This window comes from Stenotrophomonas sp. PS02300 (genome assembly GCF_029959395.1).
Classification (GTDB): Bacteria; Pseudomonadota; Gammaproteobacteria; order Xanthomonadales; family Xanthomonadaceae; genus Stenotrophomonas; species Stenotrophomonas maltophilia_AD.
This window is the reverse complement of sequence record NZ_JASCOP010000004.1, coordinates 39,786-61,899: the sequence shown is the minus strand read 5'-3', so window position 1 is coordinate 61,899 and position 22,114 is coordinate 39,786. Positions and strand designations below refer to the sequence as shown.

Here is a 22,114-nt window from a genome sequence, read left to right as displayed (position 1 = left end):
ACATGGACAAATTCCACGCCTTCATGATGCGGTACACGCTGGGCGTCGGCCGGTTGCTTCAAGCCTATTGCAAGTGGGCGGAAGGACAGGCCAAGAACCAGCTCGATTTGCTTCTGCTGGGCCTCGGCCCGATCTTCGCCTTGGGCCTTCTGCTGTGGGCGCTGCCGGCGTGGATCGGCAAGCCCATCGCCTTCGTGCTCTCACTGCCAGCGCTCTACATCATCTTCCTGGTGCTGCGCGCCTACGCGATTCGCGGGGGCCGGCGCTGATGAAGGCCCTGCGGATTCCTGATGGAACCGTCGAAGCGTTGAAGTGGCTCGCACTGGTTCTCATGACCGGCGATCACGTCAACAAGTACCTGTTCAACGCGACGCTGCCGGTGCTGTTCGAGGCCGGCCGCGTGGCGCTCCCCCTTTTCGTGTTCGTCCTGGCCTACAACCTGGCCCGGCCGGGCACGCTCGAACGCGGCGTGTACGGCCGCACCATGTCGCGCCTGGCGATGTTCGGCGCGCTGGCCTCCGTGCCCTTCGTGGCCCTCGGCGGCCTGTACGCCGGTTGGTGGCCGCTCAACGTGATGTTCACGCTGCTGGTCGTCACGGCCACGGCTTACCTGGTCGAACGTGGCGGCAAGCTGCACCTGGCGGCCGCCGGCGTGGTGTTCCTGGTCGGCGGCAGCTCGGTCGAATATTGGTGGCCGGCCGTGGCTTTCGGCCTGGCGGTGTGGTCGTACACGCGCCGGCCGAGCTGGGCCGCCGCGGCGGTCGCGGTGCTGGCCTGCGCGGCCCTGTGGTTCGTCAATCGCAACCTGTGGGCCTTGGCAGCCCTGCCGGTGCTCTTCCTGGCCTCGCGGGTGGATGTGCGCGTGCCGCGCCTGCGCTGGGCCTTCTACGCCTATTACCCGCTGCACCTGGCCTCGCTCTGGTTGATCCGCATCCCCATGAGCAAGGCCGGCTACCTGTTCTTCTGATTGGAGTCCTGCCCCATGCGAAAACCCGTTCTTCTGGCCCTCTCTCTGGCGTTCCTGGTCAGCGCGCAAAGCGCACTGGCCGCCGGCGACGCCGGCAACTTCGGCACGCCGATCAAGTCCGGCGTATCGGTGTCCTTCCCCGACAGCAGCGCGACATTCCAGCCGACGCCAGAGGCCCTGGAGCTGCTGGCCGACGCTAGGAATGCGGCGATCATCTACATCAGCGGGCGCACCAGCACACTACGGCCCAGCGCGGCCGATGAGGCCCTTGCACTACGCCGTGCGCTCTCGGCCAGGTCGTACTTGGTGGCGCGCGGCGTCTCGCCGCTCAAGATCATGGTGAACTTCGCATCGGCCGCCGATTTCGTGGCAGACAACTCGACGGCCGAGGGCCGGCGCGAGAACCAGCGCGTGGACATTGAGGTGGTCTACATCCCCACCTACTGAGCGATCCGGCATCGCCATTCCTGGCGGTGCTGCAGGACGCTCCAGCAGCTTCGCATCGTCGGCTCTGACGATGCAGGCCCGGCCGGCTTCCCTTGACAGCATCGCCATTTCTGACGATGCTGGCCAAGTCCCGATTTACTCCAGGAAGAAGGCCATGAGATACCCCGGCGGCAAGGGCGGTGCCGGCGTCTACCAGACGATCATCAACAACATCCCGCCTCACGACACGTACATCGAAACGCACCTGGGCGGCGGCAACATCCTGGAGCGCAAGCGGCCCGCTGCCCGCAGCGTCGGCATCGACGTTGATCCCGAGGTGATCGAGGTCTGGCAGCAGCTCGACGTGCCCGGCCTGGAGCTGCACCACGGCGACGCCGTGGCCTGGCTGGAGTCCCACCAGTTCACCGGCTCCGAGTTCGTCTACGCCGATCCGCCCTACGTGATGGACAGCCGGCGCGGCGGCAAGCTATACCGCCACGAATACGACGACAAGGGTGCGGTCAGCGTCAAAGTGCGCGGTGAAGCGCCGATCGTCTATCTGACGGGTCAAACGTTCTATCAGCCCAAGAGCGCACCCGACACGCAGGTCGTCAACGCTTCCAAGACGGACGCTGCCAAGGTGATCAGCTTCCGCCTGAGCAACAGCAAGTGATCCCGGTGCTGCCGGCGTGACGAGCGTCGGCAGCGTCCGTCCCCGCGGCCTATTCATCAGGCCAACACCAACCTAGGAGTGCATCATGTCCAAGCCCCTCAGCATCGGCGCTTTCGCCGCCGTGCAATACCTGCCGCATATCGAAACCTTCCTGGCCACCGGCGACGGTGACTTCGACGGCCCGATCTGGGCCAAGGCCACCAGTGAAATCAAGTTCGTCGACGGCCGCGCGAGCTTCACGATGGTTCATGAATTCATGAGCCGCGACGGCAGCCGCATCTCGACGGTCGACACCGCCACAGGCATCCAGGTGCCGGGCATCGACGAGGTCTCGCTCACCGTCATGCACAAGGTGGTCGATTCCACCGGCAAGTTCGAAGGCCTGCGCGGCACCTTCCCGAGCTTCGGACTGCACAACTTTGCCACCGGCAAGGGCGTGCAGCGCTTCGGCGGCGAACTGAGCTGAAGTCAGCGCTAAGCAGCAGGTGCACCCGCTGATCGTGGGTGCGCCGGACGACCTCTCAAGGCGGCGCCGCCGGCACAGACCGACGGCGCCGCTTCTTCAAGGAGCACAGACGTGACACCCGAAGTTGAGGCAGCACTGCCGCGCCGCCTTCTGCTGCGGAATCATGCGCGCGCATTCGACCGCAGTCAGACTGGTGCCGTGGGCCATGATGCCGGCATAGACCATCAGCAGCTCGTCGGTAGAGCGCGGCTCACGTCCGAGCATGATCCAGCTAAAGCGCACCTGGGCGTCAACGGCCAGAATCACTTCCGGCAATTGAACCTCACCGATGCGGTGATCCAAAGCCGCGCGCAGCTTGGTCACTTCTGGGTCTTCGTCCTCTGCGGGCAATGGCGACAAATGGAGTTCATCATCCACGCGCAGTACGCCACTGCGGGCTGCAGCGGCCACCGCATCGACACCGGCAGTTACTCTGGCCAGCAAAGGCTTCAAGAAAGTGGCAGCCTTGCTGGGTAACGATAGACGGGCATAGTGTTTCTTGGACTCTGCCTGCCAACGCTCGTCCGTGAAGAACAAGCGCGCACGACCCCGAAAGCTCAGGCTGTGCTCAATCCAGACCGAGCCATTGCGCACCGCGCGGCGCAGGGCAAACAGGGTGGCCACCTCCAACGCCTGAAACGCCCGTTCCCGGTCTGGGCTGGAGATCGAAACCTGCCAGATCATTCCCAGACTTGGTGCCACCACTTCAACTGGCAGCTTTCTGGATCCTTTGAGATATAAAGCTTGCAGCTTGGCAAGGTACTCGATGGCAGGATGCTCGCCGGTGGCCTGCCAGGGCAGCTTTGCAATGGCGACGAGCAACGACCGCACGGGGCGAATTCCATCAATCAATCCCTCGCGGACCAGGGAGGCCCTGCTCGGTGGTTTGCGTTTCTGGGTTTCGGTGATCAAGGCTTCAAGACGGGCACGCAACTCAGCATCTGGCACCGCACCTTGCGCGCTCAAGGCAACAAGTTCGCCGAGCAGCGTTTTGTACATTGCGGCCCAATTGACGGTAGCGGGGACATCGGCGGCAGCCTGACGCCACAGATCGGCGATCCGGCGCTGCACCATAAGGATCAACTGGTCTGTGGTGGTGAACAGGCAATACCGAAGAAAGCATGCGACCTCCACGGTGCGCGCTGGCTCTTTGATCTTGGCTCCGGCTGAGGGCGGCCTGGAGACAAGTCGGCGCGCGTAGCGGCGCAAGATGAGATCGGGGATGTCTGCCAGGTGCTTATGAACGTCCAGCGTGTAAAGCAGGTCGATGCGCTCCAGTACCTCGCTGATTTGGCGGGTTGAGTGTTTCGCCGGTGCAGCCCATAGCCAACTCTGCTGGGTTTGTCCATCTGGGCGCAGCTCTGAAACTGAGGCTCGCCAGCGATCAAGTGTTGCTGGATCAACGCTGGCGGCGATGGCGGTGCCTGTTTCAACTTCAAGCTGGGCAAGTGCCGCCGCAATCAGTGTCCGAATTGCCCGCTCGTGCACGATCACCAGCTTGTTCTTGTACAGCCATTGACGCGCCCGCACGAGTAGCTGATCGCGGTCGGCGCAGCGCGCCACTTCGTCGCGCAGTTCACGTACCAGTGAGCGGCGCTGGTGCTCGCTCATCCACTGGAATCCAAGGACCGTGCAGGCTACTTGTTGGTGATCGAATAGCGTGCGCCCGCGTTCATACATGGCTCTCAGCGAGGCGACTTCTGGTGCTGCAATGCCAAGCTCGTTGCCAAGGTGGCGCCACAAGGCTACTGGAATTACCCGAAAGGCACCGAGCAAACGCCCACTCATGCGCAGGAAACCAATATGGAGCGCCAGACCAAGCTTGTGGGAATCACCTCGGCGTGCATTGATTGCGTCGCGCTCGGCACCATCGAAGGTGAAAAATGCCTTCATCTCGAAGTCGCTGATATCGCGGGGGAGCCCACGCATCCCCAAAAACGTTGTGTGCCAACCCTGCATCGTGAACCTGGGGACGATAGAGAATTCGGAAAAAATCGTACGCTAAGCTTCGCGAGTTCTTGTAACCAATTCATTGTTTTTTCAATGGATGAAAGAAAATGGCGAAAGCTATTTGACAAACAAATCGGGATCTTATAACTTACCTACCAAGTAGTCGGTAGATGAAATAAAGCCATGAAACTCAATTCAGATCTTTCGCAGCGTGTTGTCGTCGAGCCTTCAAGCTTACAGTGGGTCGATTCGCCAGCGACCGGGATTCAACGCCAGTTACTGGAGCGTGATGGCGACGAAGTGGCGCGTGCCACCTCGATCGTGCGATACGCGCCGGGCTCCGCTTTTGAAAATCATAAGCACGACTTGGGCGAGGAGATTCTGGTCCTGGACGGCGAATTCAGCGACGAATCCGGGACCTTCGGGCCTGGGACTTACATCAAGAATCCACCAGGTTCTTCGCATGCACCGAGCTCCGCGACGGGTTGCACGTTGTTCGTCAAGCTGCGCCATCTTGATCTAGCCGACAGCCAACGCACCGTGGTCGACACCCGTAACGGCCCCTGGTTTCCAGGCCTCGTGCCGGGTCTGTCGGTGATGCCACTTTCTGAGTTCGACACACAACATACGGCTTTGGTGCGCTGGGCCCCGGGGACACGATTCAATTCGCATCGTCACTACGGCGGTGAAGAAATCTATGTGTTGGAAGGCGTCTTTGAGGATGAGTTCGGAAGCTACCCTACCGGCACATGGATGCGCAGTCCGCATTTGAGTGCTCACCGTCCCTTCAGCAATACAGGCTGCACCATCCTGGTCAAGACAGGCCACCTGCCAGTCGCCGAATCAAATGAGGCGCTTGCATGAAGCATTTCTCCGAAATCTCGCCGACCGCCGAGCGGGTGGTCGATGCCGCTGAAGGGTTGGTACAGCAGCACGGCTACAACGGCTTCTCATACGACGACGTGGCCCAGTTGGTAGGCATCAAAAAACCAAGTATCCACCACCACTTTCCCAAGAAGGGTGAACTCGTGGCCGTGGTCGCACAGCGCTATACGCACCGGTTTCGTGAGGAGTTGCTGAGCATCGAAGGGCAGCATGCGAAAGCGCCTGACAGGCTAACTGCGTATGCGGCACTTTTCGAACGCACCTTCGCCAAGGACCGGCGCCTTTGTGTCTGCGGCATGTTGGGTGCCGAGTCGGACTCGCTGCCGGACGCCGTTGTGAGCGAGGTCGAGCGATTCTTTAAAGTCAATCTCGACTGGTTGACTCTTGTCGTTGCCGATGGTCAGCGTGCCGCGCTGATCACCTCGAATTCCACCCCAGAGGCTCTCGCAGAGGCATTCTTGTGCGCGTTGGAAGGCTCGATGATGGTGGGCCGTGGCATGCGGTCGTCACGCGGACCGGCCGAAGTTGGAAACACTTTTCTTTCCACCGTGTTGACCTGAGGTCGGCACTTTTTTTGCAACACAACCCTACCATTTAGTTGGTAGTTAAGGAGATTATTATGAGTACTGAATTTAATGGCAAGAAGTTGTTGGTCATCGGCGGCACTAGCGGGATGGGACTGCAAACTGCCCGCATGGTTCTTGAGCAAGGCGGAAGCGTCGTCATCGTCGGTCACCGTGAAGACAAGGCCGAAGAGGCCCGCAAGGCGCTGTCGTCGTTGGGCACCGTGACCGCCCTGACTGCCGATCTCTCGCGAGCCGAAGATGTGAAGCGACTCCTGCATACCATCGATGAACACCACAAGGACATCAATCTTCTGGTCAACGCGGCTGGGGTGTTCTTCCCGAAGGCGTTTCTTGAGCACACGGAAAGTGATTACGAACAATATTTGACGTTGAATAAAGCGTTCTTCTTCATCACACAAAAAGTCGTGGCCAATCTCGTGGCCAGCGAGCGTCCCGGCGCCATTGTGAACATCGGCTCGATGTGGGGCAAGCAGGCGATTGCGGCTACGCCGTCGTCCGCGTATTCGATGGCAAAAGCAGGTTTGCATTCGCTGACCCAGCACCTTGCGATGGAGCTGGCATCCAAACAAATCAGGGTCAATGCCGTTTCTCCGGCGGTTGTCGAAACGCCGATTTACGAGGGATTCATACCCAAGGCCGAGGTTCATGGCGCCTTACAGGGATTCAACAGCTTCCACCCAATCGGCAGGGTTGGGACGCCACAAGACGTCGCCGAGGTCATCCTCTTCCTGTTGTCGGACAAGGCAGCATGGGTGACGGGCGCAATCTGGGACGTTGACGGCGGCGTGATGGCCGGGCGTAACACATAATGGGGGAACGAGAAATGAACACAAACATTAAAGGAACTCCCGGCAACGGGATCAACGTCGGCGCATTGCGTGAGTTTGCAGATCAGGTCGCAGCAAAGCCCGCCGCAGGCATCGCGACGTTCGGCGTCGTGACAACCTGGGAGGGTGGCACCCGGACGCGTGCGCGAACCATGCCGCTCGTACTAGGTGACACGGCCTTGGCGCGCGGCTTTGTCATCGACGCGGACGAACCGGCAGAATTGCTCGGTACCGACACGGCCGCTAATCCACAAGAATTGATCCTGGCTGCGTTGAACGCATGCATGACTGCAACCTACGCGGCAAATGCGGCGGCAATGAACATCGAGTTGCAATCGCTGACTATCCGCACGAAGGGAAGCCTCGATCTGAGAGGTTTTCTTGGAATCGATCCTGGGATCAATCCAGGGTACGACCAGGTCGAGTATGAGGTCGAAATGGAGTCGTCGGCGGATTCGGCGGCGCTGAAAGCATTGCACGCGCAGGTGCAGCGAACATCGCCGAATTACCACAACTTCGCGAGAGCCATTGATCTCAAGGCCAAGCTGACCATTCTCCAATGATCGAGTCAGTGTTTCCCGTGGTTGGCTGACGGGAGGCCAAACCAGATGCGCTATGACGGAAGGTTCAACCTTCCGTCATCACGTTCTCTGGAATACGCAGTGTCAATTTGAGGTATACCCTAACTGGATGTCAGGCAGAACCGCGCAGCTCCGTCAGAATAGAGTCTTCTGTCGTTTTCAGAAGACGACCGCACCATCTGACTGGATGTAACGCCTGGTGTGCATACGGCTCCTGACAGCCCAATATCAGGAGTCGTCTGCACCAATCTCGACTATGCTCAATACTCGTGTGCACCAAAGCGAGGTTTGGGCATGACATCAGACACTCCACCGATTGCCGCGCAAGGCGTGGCCACCCTGCCCGACGAGGCATGGGCGCAAGCCCGGCACCGGACGGAAATCATCGGGCCACTGGCAGCGCTTGAGGTGGTCGGGCATGAAGCCGCCGATGAGGCAGCCCAAGCGCTGGGCCTGTCCCGGCGACAGGTATATGTCCTGATCCGTCGCGCCCGGCAGGGTACTGGCCTGGTAACAGACCTGACGCCCGGCCGATCCGGCGGCGGCAAAGGCAAGGGGCGCTTGCCGGAACCGGTCGAGCGCATCATCCGCGAGCTGCTGCAAAAGCGCTTCCTGACCAAGCAGAAACGCAGCCTGGCGGCGTTCCACCGCGAAGTCGCGCAGGCGTGCAAAACCCAGAAGCTGCCGGTGCCGGCGCGCAACACCGTGGCCCAGCGGATTGCCGGACTACACCCGGCGAAAATAGCCCGCAGCCGGGGCGGGCAGGACGCTGCCCGTCCCTTGCAAGGCGCGGGTGGCATTCCGCCAGAAGTCACCATGCCGCTGGAACAGGTGCAGATCGACCACACCGTCATCGACCTGATCGTGGTCGACGAGCGCGACCGGCAACCGATTGGCCGCCCATATTTGACCCTCGCCATCGACGTGTTCACGCGCTGCGTACTCGGCATGGTGGTCACGCTGGAAGCGCCGTCCGCCGTCTCGGTCGGCCTATGCCTCGCGCATGCCGCCTGCGACAAGCGGCCCTGGCTGGAAGGGCTGAATGTGGAAATGGACTGGCCGATGAGCGGCAAGCCCAGGCTGCTCTATCTGGACAACGCGGCCGAGTTCAAAAGCGAAGCGCTGCGCCGTGGCTGCGAACAGCATGGCATCCGGCTGGACTATCGCCCACCAGGCCAGCCGCACTACGGCGGCATCGTGGAACGGATCATCGGCACGGCGATGCAGATGATCCACGACGAATTACCGGGGACGACCTTCTCCAATCCCGGCCAGCGCGGCGAGTACGATTCCGAGAAGATGGCCACCCTGACGCTGCGCGAGCTGGAGCGCTGGCTCGCGTTGGCGGTAGGCACCTATCACGGCTCCGTGCACAACGGCCTGCTCCAGCCGCCGGCCGCGCGCTGGGCCGAGGCCGTGGAGCGCGTTGGCGTCCCGGCCGTCGTTACCCGCCCCACCGCGTTTTTGGTCGATTTCCTGCCGGTGATCCGCCGCACCCTGACCCGCACCGGCTTTGTCATCGACCACATCCACTACTACGCCGACGCCCTCAAGCCGTGGATTGCCCGGCGCGAGCGCTTGCCCGCCTTCCTGATCCGGCGCGATCCGCGCGACATCAGCCGCATCTGGGTACTGGAACCGGAAGGTCAGCACTATCTGGAGATCCACTACCGCACCTTGTCCCATCCGGCCGTCACCCTCTGGGAACAACGCCAGGCGCTGGCCAAATTGCGTCAGCTCGGGCGCGAGCAGGTGGACGAGTCGGCGCTGTTCCGCATGATCGGGCAGATGCGCGAGATCGTGACCACCGCCCAGAAGGCCACGCGCAAGGCGCGGCGCGACGCTGATCGCCGCCAGCACCTCAAGACGTCGGAGCCACCGGCCAAGCCCATACCGCCGGATGTGGACATGGCTGACCCGCAGGCAGACAACCTGCCGCCGGCCAAACCGTTCGATCAGATCGAGGAGTGGTCGCCGTCGATGAATATAAGAGGACTTGCCATGGAATGCTCTCGGACATAGGAAATCAGGAGTTCCAATCTTCAGTGAGGGGCTAAGATAGGAAAAGTTGAATTTCTAAACGATGAAATTCAGCTTTTCTGAACAAGGAGTGACTCATGCGCGAAATCAGCCTGGACCGTCTGCGCACGTTGGTGGCCATTGCCGACCTGGGTTCGTTTGCCGAGGCGGCCCGTGTGCTGCACCTCGCGCCACCCACGGTCAGTTTGCATATTGCCGACCTGGAGTCGCGGGTTGGCGGAAAGCTGTTGTCGCGCACACGTGGGCGCATTCAGCCTTCGGCGATTGGAGAAACGCTGGTGGAGCGCGCGCGGCGCCTGTTGGCGGATGCGGAGCAGGCGCTTGAGGACGTGGAGCGTCAGGTGCAGGGCTTGGCCGGGCGTGTGCGGCTGGGTGCCTCCACAGGGGCCATCGCACAGTTGATGCCGCAAGCTTTGGAGACGTTGGGCCAACGCCATCCCGCTATCGATGTGCAGGTCGCGGTGCTCACGTCGCAGGAAACTTTGAAGAAGCTTGCCGAGGGCTCTTTGGAGATCGGTCTGGTCGCGCTGCCACAGACCCCGGTGAAGGAATTGCGGATCGAGCCATGGCGGCGGGACCCGGTCATGGCCTTCTTGCCGGCTCGCTGGGAATGCCCGGATGTTGTGACCCCCGGTTGGCTGGCCGCCCAGCCATTAATTCTGAATGACAAAACTACTCGGCTTTCGCGCTTGACCTCGGAGTGGTTCGCCAGTGATGGACGGCAGCCCACGCCGCGTATTCAACTGAACTACAACGATGCGATCAAAAGCCTAGTGGCGGCCGGTTATGGTGCGACGTTGTTGCCGCATGAAGCCTCCACGCCATTGCCCGATACCAGGATCGTCATGCGGCCATTACAGCCCTTATTGTGGCGTCAACTTGGTATTGCCCACCGTGGTGGGGACGTCGAGCGGCCTACGCAACATGTGCTGGATGTGTTGTGGGGGTTGAGTGCGGGCTAGGGCGATGTTGTCAGAGAAAGGACCGCTTTCGACCCGGTCATACGGTGATTGAGGTCCCAGGCGTCAGCTACCGCACCTGAAGCCGTCGTTCATCGCTCCAAAGCCGGTGCCTGTCTCCGTTCGCCCAGGCCAGGGTGTCGTAGTACTTGTGCAGCAGCTCGGTAATGGCGGCGGTGTCGTCGGTCATGGGGTTTCCTTGGGGTTGGCGGTGAGGACTGCCTGGACGCGTGCTTGCAGCGCGGGCAGCACGTCTTGTTGGGGGCGTCACATAAAACGGGCACAGATATACGCTAAGCATTTTGGGCATCGGAAACGCCGATCTTTTGGCGCAGCGGCCGCAGCGTTCCGCCCATTGTGCTGGCGTCCGTCCAGAGGTAGTCGCCCGTAAGATTGATGTGCTGCCAACCCAACGGCGACAAGTGCTGGAGCAACTCGGGCTGGATCTGTTTCCCATGCCGCTCCAGATGGTGCAGTACCGCCTCCATGTAGGTCGTGTTCCACAGGACAATGGCTCCGGCGACCAGGTTGAGGGCGCTTGCCCGGTGTCCCTGGGCCTGAATCCCATGGTCGCGAATCCGGCCGGTGCGGTGAAAGAAGATCGCCCGCTTGAGGGCGTTCTGCGCCTCGCCCTTGTTTAGCTCACGTGTGGCGCGGCGCCGTTCTTCCGGCTTTTCGATCCAATCGAGGGTAAAAAGCGTCCGTTCGACCCGACCGACCTCGCGCAGCGCCAGGGCCAGACCGTTGGCGCGCGGATAGGAGCCGAGGCGCTCGAGCATCGTGGACGCACTCGTGACGCCGGTCCGGATCGACGTCGCGAGGCGGACAATATCTTCCCAGTGACTGGCAATAAGCTGCTCATCGATGGCTTGCGCGGCCAGCGAGGCGATGGCCGGACCGGGCCGCGCATCACGAAAGAGATGGAGCCGCCGCGCGGCGATGTTCGGAATCCGCGGTGCGAACTGAAAGCCCAGCAGATGGCACAGCGCGAAAACGTGATCGGACACGCCGCCGCCGTCGGTGTGATGACGTTCGATCGCCAGTTCCGCGCCATGATGCAACAGGCCGTCAAGGACGTGTGCAGCCTCACTCGTGCCGGCGGAAATCACCTTGGAATGAAATGGCGCATAGCGATCCGAAACATGGGTGTAGAAGGAGACTGACGGTTCGCTGCCCTTGTGTGGATTGACGGCACCGGTCGCCTGGGCGCGGCGATCGAGCGGGAAATTCTGGCCATCGGAACTCGACGCATTGCCGGCGCCGAACGCGTTTGAAAGTGGCAGGCGATGCTGGGCATCGACCAACATCGCCAAGGCAGCGCCATACCTATCTTCGCGCAAATGCCAGGCTGCAAGCCAACCGAGTTGGCGCTGGCTCACCAGATCGCAGGCCTCGGCCATGCGGGCGTGCCCAAGATTGGTGGCATCGGCAAGCACTGCGGTCAGGACGGCACGGGGATCATCGTGCATTCGGCCGGTTGTGAGATGGGTGAAGCATTTCGAAAAACCGGTCCAGCGGTCAACCTCCGCCAGCAGGTCAGTAATGCGGATAGTCGGCAGATGGCTATACAAGGGCGCAAGGGCCTTTTCCGCTTCGTCCGGCGTGACGGCCCGAAGCGGCGATATCCGCAGCTTGCCGCCCGAGAGACGTACATCTTCGAGTGCATCGGCCGCTGCCTTTGCATCGACCTCGGCCAGTCTCTGGGTGAGCAGGGCCTTACGTTCCGCTAGCCAGGTCGCGGCGGTTTCGGCGACCGGGATGGGCAGCGGCCCCGCCGCCCGCATGGCAGCGAACACCGGCGCGGAAATGAGCTGCTGCTCGACCGCTCTATATCGCCGGCTGCCCTCGACCCACATGTCGCCGGCGCGCAAACGGTCCCGCAATTCGGCGAGGACACAGAATTCGAAGATGCGGCGATCAAGACCGGCTCGGTCTATCCGCCGCCGCCATGCGGGACGCACGAAGCCGAGCGCGACATCTGCAGGCAATTTGCGTAGGCGGCCACTGCCCAGATCGCGCAATGTCGCGATGGCACGAGCAAGGCCCGCGCAGGCAGGAACTGCGCCGAAGGTGAAGCTGGCGACAAAGGCCGGACCGATCTGACGAAGGATCGGAAGGTTTGATCGCGCAAGCTCGACGGGATCGAGCGGATCGGGACGCACAAGTTGCCTAGCCTCCGCGATTTCGGAGCCGAGGTCATCCCACCCGATTATCTCTGCAATGGCGCCGAAAGGATCCGAGCCGTTTGCCCTTGCGTCGATGATCGCGGTTCCGAGGCGAGCCAGCAGGCGGATTTTGCCGTTGATGGTGCGCTTGTCGCGTTTCAACGCCGCCTCTTCCCGGCGTTCGGCGCGCCGGAACATCTGTCCGATCAGTCGTTCGAACATTACCACGGCATCGTCGGTCAGGGCCACCTGCGTTTCGATGACGGTGGCGATCAGAACAGCCCGACGACGGATCGGGTTCAGGACGGAAAGATGTTGCGCGGTAAGCCGGACGCCCTGCTGGTTGAGACGGCGCAGCCGCTCGGGATGGACCGGAGCCACGACTTCAGGGGCCAAGCCGATTGCGCGGAGTGCGGACAACCGCTCAAGAATCGCCGCGAAGGAACGGCGCCCAGGCCTGCCGGGCGGTTGGCGAATCCACGCAAGAGTGCTGATCCGGCCTTCATCGTGCTGCAGCAACAGCGAATCCAGCAGGCCGCATTGTGCCGAGGTCAGATGGACCGTCAGCAAATCGCCCACTTTCCGCTCGGCGTCGAGCAGGGCCTTGCTCACCATACGTTCCAGGGATGTGATGCCGGGCACGATTATCCGCCGTCTCCGGAATTCCTCGATCAAGATCCGCGCCAGATCGATTCCGCCGGTCATGGTGAGGGCGATCGGCAGGAGCCAGGCCTGCAGTTCAGCCTGGATCGGACGGCTCAATTGGCGAAAACCGAATACCTCGCGCAGCGTGTCGAGTTGCTCGTACCGGGTGGGGCCGCGCGTGGCATAGTCCGCAAGTAGGTCCGGCGCGATGCCGAGCTGATCCCCGACGAACCTGAGAGGAGCATCGGGGATGAATTCGCCGGGCTTCAGCAGCCGGCCGGGATAGCGCAAGGCACAGAGCTGTAGCGCAAAACCGAGACGGTTGTGGGGACGCCTTCGGCTCGTGATGGCGCGCAGATCGTCGACACCGAGCGTCCAGTACCGCACCAGGTCGGCTTCGTTTTCGGGCAAGGCGAACAATTCGGCATGTTGCGCCTCGGTCAGGACAGAACGGCGGGGCATCTAGTTAGGCCTTGGCTGGCCCCGTCCAGCCAATCCGATCGAGCGTGCCGATGAGGGTCGATCGGGGCACCTTGAAGGACCGGCACACTGACGCTTTGCTTGCACCAGCATTGAGTGCGTCCGTGATCTGCTCGATCGTCTCCGCGTCGATGCTCGGCGGTCGACCGCCGCGTCTGCCCCGGCGCTTTGCCGCCGCCAGTCCCGCCATCACCCGCTCGCGCGTAAGCGCGCGTTCATATTGAGCAAGCGCGCCGAAAAGCGAAAACAACAATTCTCCGTGGGGCGTGGTTGTGTCCATCTGCTCCGTCAGCGATTGAAAAGCCACGCCCCGGACTTTCAGGTCGGTGATAATGGTCAGCAGGTTGGCCAAGGATCGCCCAAGGCGGTCGAGCTTCCAAACGATCAGGGTGTCGCCTTCCTTCAGGTATTCCAGACACGTCTTCAGGCCGGAGCGATCATCCCGGGCGCCCGATGCCTTATCGGAATAGAGATGGCGTTCATCGACGCCGGCGGCGAGCAGAGCATCGCGCTGGAGGTCGACCGACTGGCGGTCGTCGACCGATGAGACACGCATGTACCCGATGAGCATGTACGACAAACCCCTGGATCAATGTTGTCGCACAGTAGGTCAAAGCGACAGGGTTTGTCGCGCATAATCAGCCGCGATCATGGAGCTTCAATCCGTTTGCGTCGTCCCCTGTCGGGAAACATGCGGTTTCCGACATGGCAGCATTGCGCCCCAGTTGGTCGCTCCGGACCTAATCCAACCGCTCTAACATGACGAATGGACCACCGCAGTCTATGCCAGTCAGCGGCCGGAGGCGACAGATGGCGATCGGGAAACCCCTCAGAATCTCAAGCTGGTGTAGGCGCCGAAGTAGTTCCCGTATTTGCCGCCAACGCTTTCCAGCGACTTGCTCGGCATGAAATAGCTGTTGGCCACGCCGAATTGCAGGCGCTTGGTGGCCTGCCATGATATGTCGATTTCCATGGCGGTACCGATCCGCCGAGCGGAAGCGGACGCAAACGATGCACCGGCAGGCCCGACGTAAGCGCCGTCTGCAATGCGATGGCGCCAGTAAAGTTGGGCCCCGGTCACAATCGTCACCGATCGCGCCGGCTTCAGCGTAAGCGTTGGGTTGAGGTTCATCAAATTTGAGTAGTTGAACAAAACACCGGCATTGAGCATCTGATAACGAGGCGCAGGCGCGACAAAGGTACCCAGCGTGTCATTACCGGCGTTGCCGTCGCCGCTAAATACATTGGCTCTGAGCCCCAGGCGCGGCTGAAGGGCAACCTTGGGGAAGGTATAACCACCATCCATCATCATCGCCCATGCGCTGATGTCCTTGGTTCCAAAGCGACCGGACTGGTAGGTACCTTCCACGTCGAGATCCCAGGTCGCAGTGCGCTGCCACAGCCTCGCACCCCAGCTGCTACGGTTCTCGGAGGCCCTGCCCTGAGCGTTCAATGCAGTGTCACGCTTCACCTGGAACCAGTACCCGTCGACGCCAAAGCCAGCCACCACGTGCGGAGCGCTGACGTAAACGCCGTGGAATGACTGTGTGTGGTTAGGGGCATTGTTGAATTCGCCGTCCTTAATGTTTACGGGGCGAACGGCGAACGTGTCGACAGAGATCTTGCCGGGAAGGGCATAGGTCGCGCGCAGGCCCTGATAGAGCACACGCTGATTGACACCGTCCCGCAGCGTGACAAGCTTGCCGTTGCCAAGCGGCATTTCGAACCGACCAGGACGCAACGTCAACTTTCCAGCTTTGCCGAGCGGCACCGTCACATCGAGGAACGCCTGCTCGACGTCGAAGGGCCCCCGGTTCGGCGGAGTGACCAGGCTGGAACCGTACTCACGATTGTCGCCCAGTTCCACAAAGGCCCGGACGTGCGGCCCCAGGTGCAGATCGGCCAGCAGTCGCAAGCGACGCTGCACCGGGTCATTGGCGTCATTCGCAGTGCGCCCGGCATTCTGATGATCCCAGGCGGTGTAGTATGCGCGCGCCTCACCGCCGAGGGAGAGGTATATGTCATCCGAGCCGATCGGGATGTGCTTGATCCTGTCGATCAATGGCGCATCCTTGCTGACGGGCTGCGACCAGTCCTCCGTCCAGCGGATCGCCTGGGGAAGGTTCGGCGTTCCCGTCTGCCCGCCGGGGACCGCCACGGCAGCGCGGGGCTGCGATCGTGGGGGGCGAACACCGGGTTGCGCCTGGCTGCCCATCGGGCCACCTGCGGACTCGTCCTCGGTGCTGGCCGGAGGCACCGATTGCGCCAGGGCGACAGTCGACCCGGTCATGATCGCTGCTCCCAGCAGACAGCCGCACACGATCGTCTTGGAACCTTTCAACACAGCCTTCTCCCAGACGACGCCCCTGTCTGCCGCAGTCCAGCAGCCCCACAAGCGAGGTCGTTCACATCATTTTGAAGTTCTGTCAATGCCGGGGTAAAATTGTGCAAGATTCCGGTGTAAGAGTGTACCAGTTGGATTGAACAAAAAGCCTCTTGTCGAGGCGGTGCTTTCATCTGCTGTGCTGAACGGTCTGGAGCGTAGCGGAAGGCCGTTCAGCACAGCAGATGAGGGGTTTTCTGATCAGGTCATGGGGGGGGGCACCTCCTCTTGCTGTGCGTGGTGGCTGTGCTTTTGCCGTTTCCGGCTGCTGGCAAGCCGATAGCTGCCCCCGTTCATCTCGAGGATATGGACATGGTGGGTCAACCGGTCGAGCAGGGCGCCGGTAAGCCGCTCGGATCCGAACACCGATGTCCATTCATCGAACGGCAGATTGCTGGTGATGAGCGTGCTGCCGCGTTCGTAGCGCTGGCTGAGCACCTCGAACAGCAGTTCACTGCCGACGGCGGTGAACGGGACATAACCCAGTTCATCAAGGATCAGCAGCTTGACTGAGGCGAGATGCTTTTGCAGCTGGCGCAACCGGCGCTCGTCTCTTGCCTCCATCAGCTCATGCACGAGGGCGGCGGCTGTAACGAAGGCGACGCTGTGTCCTTTCTGACAGGCCGCCAGGCCGAGCGCGAGCGCGACATGGGTCTTGCCGGTGCCGGAGGGCCCAAGGGCGATAATGTTGCTGCGCGTCGTAATCCATTCGCATCGCGCAAGCTCAACCACCAGCGGCTTGTTCAGCGAAGGCTGCGCGGCAAAATCGAACGTATCGAAGCTCTTGGTGTGCGGGAACCTGGCGAGCCGGATACGGCGTTCGACCATGCGCCGCTCCCGGTCGATCCGTTCCAACTCGCACAGGCGCAGCAGATAGCCGGGATAATCGGTGCGGCTGCCCGCCGCTTCCATCGCCACCTTCTCATACTCGCGAGCGAAGGTCGGCAGCTTGAGCGCTTTCAAGTGGTTGCCCAGCAGGATCTGCGGCGGCACGCTGGTGCCCGTCTCCATTATGGCAGGCAGCGGTTGCATCACAGGGTCTGTCATGCTGATGCCCCCTTCATTGTCACGCGGTGGGCATCGGGTATCAGGCCCAGATAGGCGCGGGTATCGGTCACACCGACATTGGCGCGGGGCAGATAGGGATACAGGCTCATATCCAGCCTCGCGGGTCGGTGTTCCAGACGCGCAAGCAGGATCATCTTGACCGCATCAAAGCTGATCGCGCCCAGCTCCAGCGCACGGGCGACCGCCCACTCGACCAGCGACTGCTCATAATGTTCGCACAACCGCAGGACCTGGATGAAGGCACGCCGTCCTTCCTTGCCGCTTCTCGCTTCCATCAGCCGCCGCAGGCGGTGCACCGGTTCGGACAGGTGCCAGCCATCAAGCGGCGCGGCCTGATCCAGTGCGCCGGGCTTATGCTCGAGCAGGGCCAGATAGTGGAGCGGGTTGGCAATAAAATCCTCTCGCTCATAGCTGCGCACATGGCTGGCGATGCACGTGCCCCGACAGACGATGTCGACACGATCGACATAGCCCTTGATGACGACCTGCTGATGCGCGAACGCCGTGGGTACCGAGTAATCGTTGGTGCGATAGCGCACCAGCGCCATCGACGACGCGCAGCCGCTGACGATATGGCACGGATCGAACGCCACCTCCGGCAAGGGCATGAACGCGGCACTATCGGCTTCCATGCGCGCCGTGATGCTCTGGCTTTGTCCCCGCAATACCGCTGCACCGCGACGCCGGCATTGATCGGCAAAGCGGGCGTTCAGTTCTTCGATACTCGCCGCCGCCGGTATCGGCACCATGAAGTTGCGGCGCACATAGCCGACCAGTCCCTCGACCTTGCCCTTGTCGTTCCCCTTGCCGGGGCGACCGAACCGATCGTCGAACAGATAATGGCTCTGCAAGCCCGCAAACATCCGGCTGCGTTCGCGCCGTCCATCGCCAAGAATGCGCGCCACCGCAAGCCGGGTGTTATCGTACAGGATGCGCGTAGGCACACCGCCGAAAAAGGCAAAGGCGCTGACATGGCCATCGCAAAACGCTTCCGCCACTTCGGCGGGATAGGCCTTCACAAAACACCCATCGGACTGTGGCAAATCCATGCAGAAATAATGCAGCCGCACCCGCTTGCCTGCGATGATAGCATCGGCTTCGCCAAAATCCACCTGAGCGTGCCCAGGCCTGTGGCTCAGCGGTATGAATACCTCGCGGGAACGCAACCGCTGCGAACGAACATAATCGCTCAGGATCGTCAGACCGCCCGTATACCCATGCTCAGTCCGCAGCCGTTCGTATATCCGCTTGCACGTATGGCGCTGCTTGGGAGGAGCACCTTTGTCCGAACGTAATATCTCGTCGATTAACGTCTCGAACGGTGCCAGCTTCTCCGACACCCGCGGCACCGCTCGCCGATATCCCGGTGGCTCCGCATACTGCAGCATCTTCGTGATCGTGTTGCGATGAACACCAAAATAACGCGCTGCTTCTCGCCGCGTCATCCCTTCAACCAATACGGCCCGACGGACCTTCGCATATATCTCCACTGACTTCATCCTCCGGCCCTCTCTCCAGAGGACCCATCAGGACCGGTACACTTTTACTCCGAAATGAACGGACCCCGAAAGACCCGTCAGTGGTATGTTTTTACTCCGGCGTTTATAAGTTCTCTTGCGCAGTCTCGCGCGGGCTAATCCGCAATCGCGGAGATCAAGCTGCGGACAGCAGGATTTCCGATAGCTGCTGCGGTATGTCGATCATCACGTCGTGCCCGCACTCTTCGGCTGCAAGTCCTATCGCGGTCCACGAGGGATCCTTCTGCGCCTTGGCAAAATAGCTGTCGAACGTCGGCATCGCAAAGCCGGTAGCGCGAACGTACGTTTTGCGTGCTACGCGATCGCGCGCGCCTGACAGGACGATAGGCTGGATTGCGACCCCTGATGGTTGCGGGGTCATCTTCGCCTGCACCCAAACTGCTCTGGCAGTATCCTTGATGCCGAAGACCTCGGCTTTTGGCGCGGGTCGTCCCGCCTCGCCTTTGGCGATCGCGTCCTTGAGCGCCTGTTGAAACTGCGGCGAGTTGAGATCTATTACGCGTTGTCCATTTTCAGGCACGAAGGCATCCACGAAGACGACAGAGGCCACCTTGTTCCCGATCTTCGCGAGCGCCGCGGAAACGGGCCAACCGCCATACGAATGTGCGACCAGCACCGCGTCCTCGATGTCTTCCCATGCAAACAGGTTCACGATGTCGTCGATGTGTGTCTGGAGAGTAATCGAATTGGACAAAAGGTGCGAACGGTCCGCCAACCCGGTGAGCGATGGTGTGTAGACGGTGTGTCCCTGAGCTCGCAGCAAAGCCGCTACATCGCGCCAGCACCATCCGCCATGCCATGCGCCGTGTATCAGAACGAAACTGCGCTTCCTGGCTGGCGTCACCGCCATCGCGGGCACGCCCGAGGCGGCGGTGGCTGATGCAAGAGCCGTATAAAGCGCAGATTTGATGAGGGATCGCCGGTGCATACGGTATTATCCTTTGAAGGCAGGCGAGATCACTGAGCCGGAGAAGGAATGACCGACACTGCGGAGCCAATGGCGATGCGCATCAGATCGGTGCCGACGACGACGTTTCCGTTCGGCCAGTGCGAGAGCGCGCGACGCTTGAGCGCCGCATCGGTGTTGGTCTCGTCCTGCGGGCCCGGCCGCGAGATGTGCGAGAATACGGCAAGCTTCGGGTGCGCCTGGCGGAACACGTCGCCTGCCTCTTCGGCGCTGGTGTGATGCGCGATCGAAGGCTTTGCCCATGCATCGTTGACATGGCTTGCCGCAACGATGCTGGCTTCGTGCACCAGCAGATCAGCGCCGGTTGCCTGTCGGACGACCTCCAGATCGTATTTGGTGTCTCCGGACAGGACCACGGTGCGCCCCTTGTACTGGACCTTGTAGCCGACGGCAGGCTTGATCGCCGCGCCGTGATCCACCGTGAAGGCCGTAACGCGCACCCCATTCTTCTCGAACACGACGCCGTCTCGCGTGAACTCATGGACGTTGAGCTTCTCCGCCGCGGCGGTCACTTCGTTGTCGTGACGACGGATCACCAGATCAGGCTCGAACATCGCCTGCATGCCGGCAGCCACCTGCTTGATGCCAACCGGGCCATAAAGCTCGAAAGGGGCTGTCCGACCATTTTGCGGCGAAGGCAGCAGGCTAGTCGACCACAAGTCACCCAAGCCGTTGACATGGTCGGAGTGATAATGGGTGATGAACGTGGCATCGATGCTGCCCAGCTTCACGCCCAGTTGTGCAAGGCGGATGGAACTTCCACGCCCTGCATCGAACACCAGATTGAGGCCCCCGACTTGCACCAGCGTCGAATACCCGAAGCGTGCCGGGCTCAACGTGGGCGTTCCCGTGCCCAGCAGCGTCACGACCATGTCAGCTGAGGCAAGCTGGGTATTCGCTGCCGGAGCGGGCGCAGGCGCGCTCGCTTGGGCAAAAGCCGGCGCACCGGTTTCGGCACTGCCGAGGAGCAGGAGAAGAGAAGCAACAGTTTCACGCATTTTCGACATCCATCTTGTTGGGTTTTCGGTGAGACCCGGATTTTCACGCCGACAGAGCTGGTCAGGCGACCTCGCTCTCCCGGTAGCGCACAAACGAAAGGGCAATTCCGCCTATCAGTGTCCCGCCCGCCATAAGGACGGCGACAAGCGACAGGGAGGCGCCGCTGGCAAACAACAGACCGGCAACGATCGGGCCCATCGCAGCCCCCGCCCGGCCTATGCCGATGACGAGGCCCGTGCCACCCGCCCGAAGCGCGGCGGGAAACGACTGCGCGATCACTGCATAGAGGCCCGCAGTCGCCCCATTGGTGAAGAAACCGCCGATCGCCGCGAGCAAAGAGAGCGAAGCGAGCGTGGTGAAGCCCTGGCCGAATGCAGCGATGGCCACCGCGCCCAGGAACATCGAGCCTATGACCAGCAGGCGCACCCCGACTTTCTGCGTCAACAGGCTGAGCACGAGCGAACCGCTAGCGCCGCCCACGTTGGCCCATACCAGCACCCCGCCAGCCGATGCCGCCGGGAAACCCAGGTCCGCCACGATTTTGGGGATCCACTTCATGAGAAAGTAGAAGGTCATCATGTGCATAGCGTAAGCGACGACCAGCAGCACTGTTACGGCTGCAATGCCGGGGCTGAAGAAGGCTGCGACGCCAACGCGCTCAGGCGCTTCATCTTGCGGGGGCAGTTCAAGAAGCGGGGCACGCCCTTGGCGGGTCATCGTACGATTGATCTTCTCCAGAGCGCCCTTCGGACGCTTGTGGAGCAGAAACGCGATGGTTTCTGGCACCAGCCATAGCACCAGCGGAATAAAGCAGGCGGTCGCAACCGCACCGAATTCGAAAACCGACTCCCAGCGTTCGGTGAGTTCGAGCAGTTCGCTGGCAATCAGCCCGCCTACGATAGCCCCGACGGGATAGCCGCCCGCCATAACCGCGACCGAAAGATTGCGTCGCCGGGCGTTGGAGCATTCGGCCACGATGGCATTCGTGGCCGCAAGCATCCCGCCGATGCCAAGCCCCGTGAAAAGCCGGAAGATCGACAGGGTCGTCACATTCGGCGCCATCGAGGCAGCGAACATGCCGAAAGCCATAATCACGAGGCAGTTAAGGATAGTGGGACGTCGCCCGATGCGATCGGCCATCGCACCCAGCACGAAAGCCCCGACGCCCATGCCGATGAGCTCCATCGATAGCACCGCGCCCAAGGCGGCGCGATCTATACCCCACTCTCTCGCGATTCCGGGTGCCGCGAAGCTGATCGACAGCACATCGAACCCGTCAAGCGCATTGAGCGCCGCGGCAAGCGCCACAGCGAGGATCTGACGGGAGTGCATAGGCTCACGCGCGATCAACGCGCGAGGATCGGGAGAAGAGGTCGACAAGAAGCCATCCCGAGCGCGCGCGCGGATTTCGATGTCGCTTTTCCGCACGTCGGGGCCGGGGGATTGTGCCTTGTTCATTTCACCTCTCA

19 protein-coding genes and 1 pseudogene are annotated in these 22,114 nt (G+C 61.6%); 11 read left to right on the top strand and 9 right to left on the bottom strand.

Going from position 1 to position 22,114, the window contains the following annotated elements:
• Positions 1-2: 2 nt before the first annotated feature.
• From QMX79_RS02175 to QMX79_RS02155, 5 genes are all read left to right on the top strand, one after another.
• On the top strand, positions 3-269 hold the full coding sequence (locus QMX79_RS02175) for a hypothetical protein (RefSeq protein ID WP_010890140.1): 267 nt from the start codon (positions 3-5) through the stop codon (positions 267-269).
• Complete coding sequence (locus QMX79_RS02170; RefSeq protein WP_011114053.1) at positions 269-967, top strand: TraX family protein; 699 nt, start codon at positions 269-271, stop codon at positions 965-967. Before QMX79_RS02175 ends, QMX79_RS02170 begins: the two co-directional genes overlap by 1 nt.
• 15 nt (positions 968-982) lie before the next feature.
• Positions 983-1,414 (top strand): OmpA family protein, encoded by a 432-nt coding sequence (locus tag QMX79_RS02165; RefSeq protein WP_001665065.1) that lies wholly within the window; start codon positions 983-985, stop codon positions 1,412-1,414.
• A gap of 154 nt (positions 1,415-1,568) precedes the next feature.
• Entirely contained in the window at positions 1,569-2,066 is a 498-nt protein-coding gene (locus QMX79_RS02160) for an SAM-dependent methyltransferase (RefSeq protein WP_011655360.1), read from the top strand.
• A gap of 85 nt (positions 2,067-2,151) precedes the next feature.
• Positions 2,152-2,532 carry a hypothetical protein gene (locus tag QMX79_RS02155; protein WP_011655359.1) on the top strand — a complete coding sequence of 127 codons (381 nt, stop codon included), beginning with the start codon at positions 2,152-2,154 and terminating at the stop codon, positions 2,530-2,532.
• Positions 2,533-2,685: 153 nt separating this feature from the next.
• Here QMX79_RS02155 and QMX79_RS02150 read toward each other — a convergent pair.
• Positions 2,686-4,530 (bottom strand): annotated as a pseudogene (locus QMX79_RS02150) (Tn3-like element IS1071 family transposase); the annotation flags it as partial.
• 174 nt (positions 4,531-4,704) lie between these two features.
• Between QMX79_RS02150 and QMX79_RS02145 the strand changes: the two are divergent.
• The 6 genes from QMX79_RS02145 (at position 4,705) to QMX79_RS02120 (ending at position 10,403) form a co-directional block, all read left to right on the top strand.
• On the top strand, positions 4,705-5,385 hold the full coding sequence (locus QMX79_RS02145) for a cupin domain-containing protein (RefSeq protein ID WP_004574802.1): 681 nt from the start codon (positions 4,705-4,707) through the stop codon (positions 5,383-5,385).
• Positions 5,382-5,966, top strand: a complete 585-nt coding sequence (locus QMX79_RS02140; protein ID WP_004574803.1) for a TetR/AcrR family transcriptional regulator — start codon at positions 5,382-5,384, stop codon at positions 5,964-5,966. The genes QMX79_RS02145 and QMX79_RS02140 overlap by 4 nt, the downstream gene beginning before the upstream one ends.
• A 59-nt stretch (positions 5,967-6,025) precedes the next feature.
• A complete protein-coding gene (locus QMX79_RS02135) occupies positions 6,026-6,802 on the top strand; it encodes an SDR family oxidoreductase (protein ID WP_004574804.1) in 777 nt (258 codons plus the stop codon).
• A gap of 14 nt (positions 6,803-6,816) precedes the next feature.
• The gene (locus tag QMX79_RS02130; protein WP_004574805.1) at positions 6,817-7,383 is read left to right on the top strand and encodes an OsmC family protein; all 567 of its coding nucleotides are present in this window, start codon (positions 6,817-6,819) and stop codon (positions 7,381-7,383) included.
• A 312-nt stretch (positions 7,384-7,695) separates the two neighbouring features.
• Complete coding sequence (locus QMX79_RS02125; protein WP_003830779.1) at positions 7,696-9,423, top strand: DDE-type integrase/transposase/recombinase; 1,728 nt, start codon at positions 7,696-7,698, stop codon at positions 9,421-9,423.
• Positions 9,424-9,518: 95 nt separating this feature from the next.
• Positions 9,519-10,403 carry a LysR family transcriptional regulator gene (locus QMX79_RS02120; RefSeq protein WP_003465017.1) on the top strand — a complete coding sequence of 295 codons (885 nt, stop codon included), beginning with the start codon at positions 9,519-9,521 and terminating at the stop codon, positions 10,401-10,403.
• Positions 10,404-10,693: 290 nt separating this feature from the next.
• Here the strand turns inward: QMX79_RS02120 and QMX79_RS02115 are convergent, their stop codons facing one another.
• From QMX79_RS02115 to QMX79_RS02080, 8 genes are all read right to left on the bottom strand, one after another.
• Complete coding sequence (locus tag QMX79_RS02115; protein WP_282243866.1) at positions 10,694-13,672, bottom strand: Tn3 family transposase; 2,979 nt, start codon at positions 13,670-13,672, stop codon at positions 10,694-10,696.
• A gap of 4 nt (positions 13,673-13,676) precedes the next feature.
• Positions 13,677-14,261: a recombinase family protein gene (locus QMX79_RS02110; protein ID WP_070427539.1), complete on the bottom strand. Its 585-nt coding sequence runs from the start codon at positions 14,259-14,261 to the stop codon at positions 13,677-13,679.
• Between the two features lie 258 nt (positions 14,262-14,519).
• On the bottom strand, positions 14,520-16,031 hold the full coding sequence (locus tag QMX79_RS02105) for an alginate export family protein (RefSeq protein ID WP_282243853.1): 1,512 nt from the start codon (positions 16,029-16,031) through the stop codon (positions 14,520-14,522).
• 243 nt (positions 16,032-16,274) lie between these two features.
• Positions 16,275-17,120 carry an IS21-like element helper ATPase IstB gene (gene istB, locus QMX79_RS02100; protein WP_282243851.1) on the bottom strand — a complete coding sequence of 282 codons (846 nt, stop codon included), beginning with the start codon at positions 17,118-17,120 and terminating at the stop codon, positions 16,275-16,277.
• Complete coding sequence (gene istA / locus QMX79_RS02095; protein ID WP_140043577.1) at positions 17,117-18,640, bottom strand: IS21-like element ISFlsp1 family transposase; 1,524 nt, start codon at positions 18,638-18,640, stop codon at positions 17,117-17,119. The genes istB and istA overlap by 4 nt, the downstream gene beginning before the upstream one ends.
• A gap of 154 nt (positions 18,641-18,794) precedes the next feature.
• On the bottom strand, positions 18,795-19,607 hold the full coding sequence (locus QMX79_RS02090; protein WP_023082276.1) for an alpha/beta hydrolase: 813 nt from the start codon (positions 19,605-19,607) through the stop codon (positions 18,795-18,797).
• A 29-nt stretch (positions 19,608-19,636) separates the two neighbouring features.
• Entirely contained in the window at positions 19,637-20,644 is a 1,008-nt protein-coding gene (locus QMX79_RS02085; RefSeq protein ID WP_031668809.1) for an MBL fold metallo-hydrolase, read from the bottom strand.
• Between the two features lie 61 nt (positions 20,645-20,705).
• On the bottom strand, positions 20,706-22,103 hold the full coding sequence (locus QMX79_RS02080) for an MFS transporter (protein ID WP_023082275.1): 1,398 nt from the start codon (positions 22,101-22,103) through the stop codon (positions 20,706-20,708).
• Positions 22,104-22,114: the final 11 nt, after the last annotated feature.

Excerpts from the sequence above, each read along its gene's own strand:
- QMX79_RS02175 (WP_010890140.1), top strand. The coding sequence starts at position 3 with ATGGACAAATTCCACGCCTTCATGATGCGGTACACGCTGGGCGTCGGC.
- QMX79_RS02170 (WP_011114053.1), top strand. The coding sequence starts at position 269 with ATGAAGGCCCTGCGGATTCCTGATGGAACCGTCGAAGCGTTGAAGTGG.
- QMX79_RS02165 (WP_001665065.1), top strand. The coding sequence starts at position 983 with ATGCGAAAACCCGTTCTTCTGGCCCTCTCTCTGGCGTTCCTGGTCAGC.
- QMX79_RS02160 (WP_011655360.1), top strand. The coding sequence starts at position 1,569 with ATGAGATACCCCGGCGGCAAGGGCGGTGCCGGCGTCTACCAGACGATC.
- QMX79_RS02155 (WP_011655359.1), top strand. The coding sequence starts at position 2,152 with ATGTCCAAGCCCCTCAGCATCGGCGCTTTCGCCGCCGTGCAATACCTG.
- QMX79_RS02145 (WP_004574802.1), top strand. The coding sequence starts at position 4,705 with ATGAAACTCAATTCAGATCTTTCGCAGCGTGTTGTCGTCGAGCCTTCA.
- QMX79_RS02140 (WP_004574803.1), top strand. The coding sequence starts at position 5,382 with ATGAAGCATTTCTCCGAAATCTCGCCGACCGCCGAGCGGGTGGTCGAT.
- QMX79_RS02135 (WP_004574804.1), top strand. The coding sequence starts at position 6,026 with ATGAGTACTGAATTTAATGGCAAGAAGTTGTTGGTCATCGGCGGCACT.
- QMX79_RS02130 (WP_004574805.1), top strand. The coding sequence starts at position 6,817 with ATGAACACAAACATTAAAGGAACTCCCGGCAACGGGATCAACGTCGGC.
- QMX79_RS02125 (WP_003830779.1), top strand. The coding sequence starts at position 7,696 with ATGACATCAGACACTCCACCGATTGCCGCGCAAGGCGTGGCCACCCTG.
- QMX79_RS02120 (WP_003465017.1), top strand. The coding sequence starts at position 9,519 with ATGCGCGAAATCAGCCTGGACCGTCTGCGCACGTTGGTGGCCATTGCC.
- QMX79_RS02115 (WP_282243866.1), bottom strand. The coding sequence starts at position 13,672 with ATGCCCCGCCGTTCTGTCCTGACCGAGGCGCAACATGCCGAATTGTTC.
- QMX79_RS02110 (WP_070427539.1), bottom strand. The coding sequence starts at position 14,261 with ATGCTCATCGGGTACATGCGTGTCTCATCGGTCGACGACCGCCAGTCG.
- istB (WP_282243851.1), bottom strand. The coding sequence starts at position 17,120 with ATGACAGACCCTGTGATGCAACCGCTGCCTGCCATAATGGAGACGGGC.
- istA (WP_140043577.1), bottom strand. The coding sequence starts at position 18,640 with ATGAAGTCAGTGGAGATATATGCGAAGGTCCGTCGGGCCGTATTGGTT.
- QMX79_RS02090 (WP_023082276.1), bottom strand. The coding sequence starts at position 19,607 with ATGCACCGGCGATCCCTCATCAAATCTGCGCTTTATACGGCTCTTGCA.
- QMX79_RS02085 (WP_031668809.1), bottom strand. The coding sequence starts at position 20,644 with ATGCGTGAAACTGTTGCTTCTCTTCTCCTGCTCCTCGGCAGTGCCGAA.
- QMX79_RS02080 (WP_023082275.1), bottom strand. The coding sequence starts at position 22,103 with ATGAACAAGGCACAATCCCCCGGCCCCGACGTGCGGAAAAGCGACATC.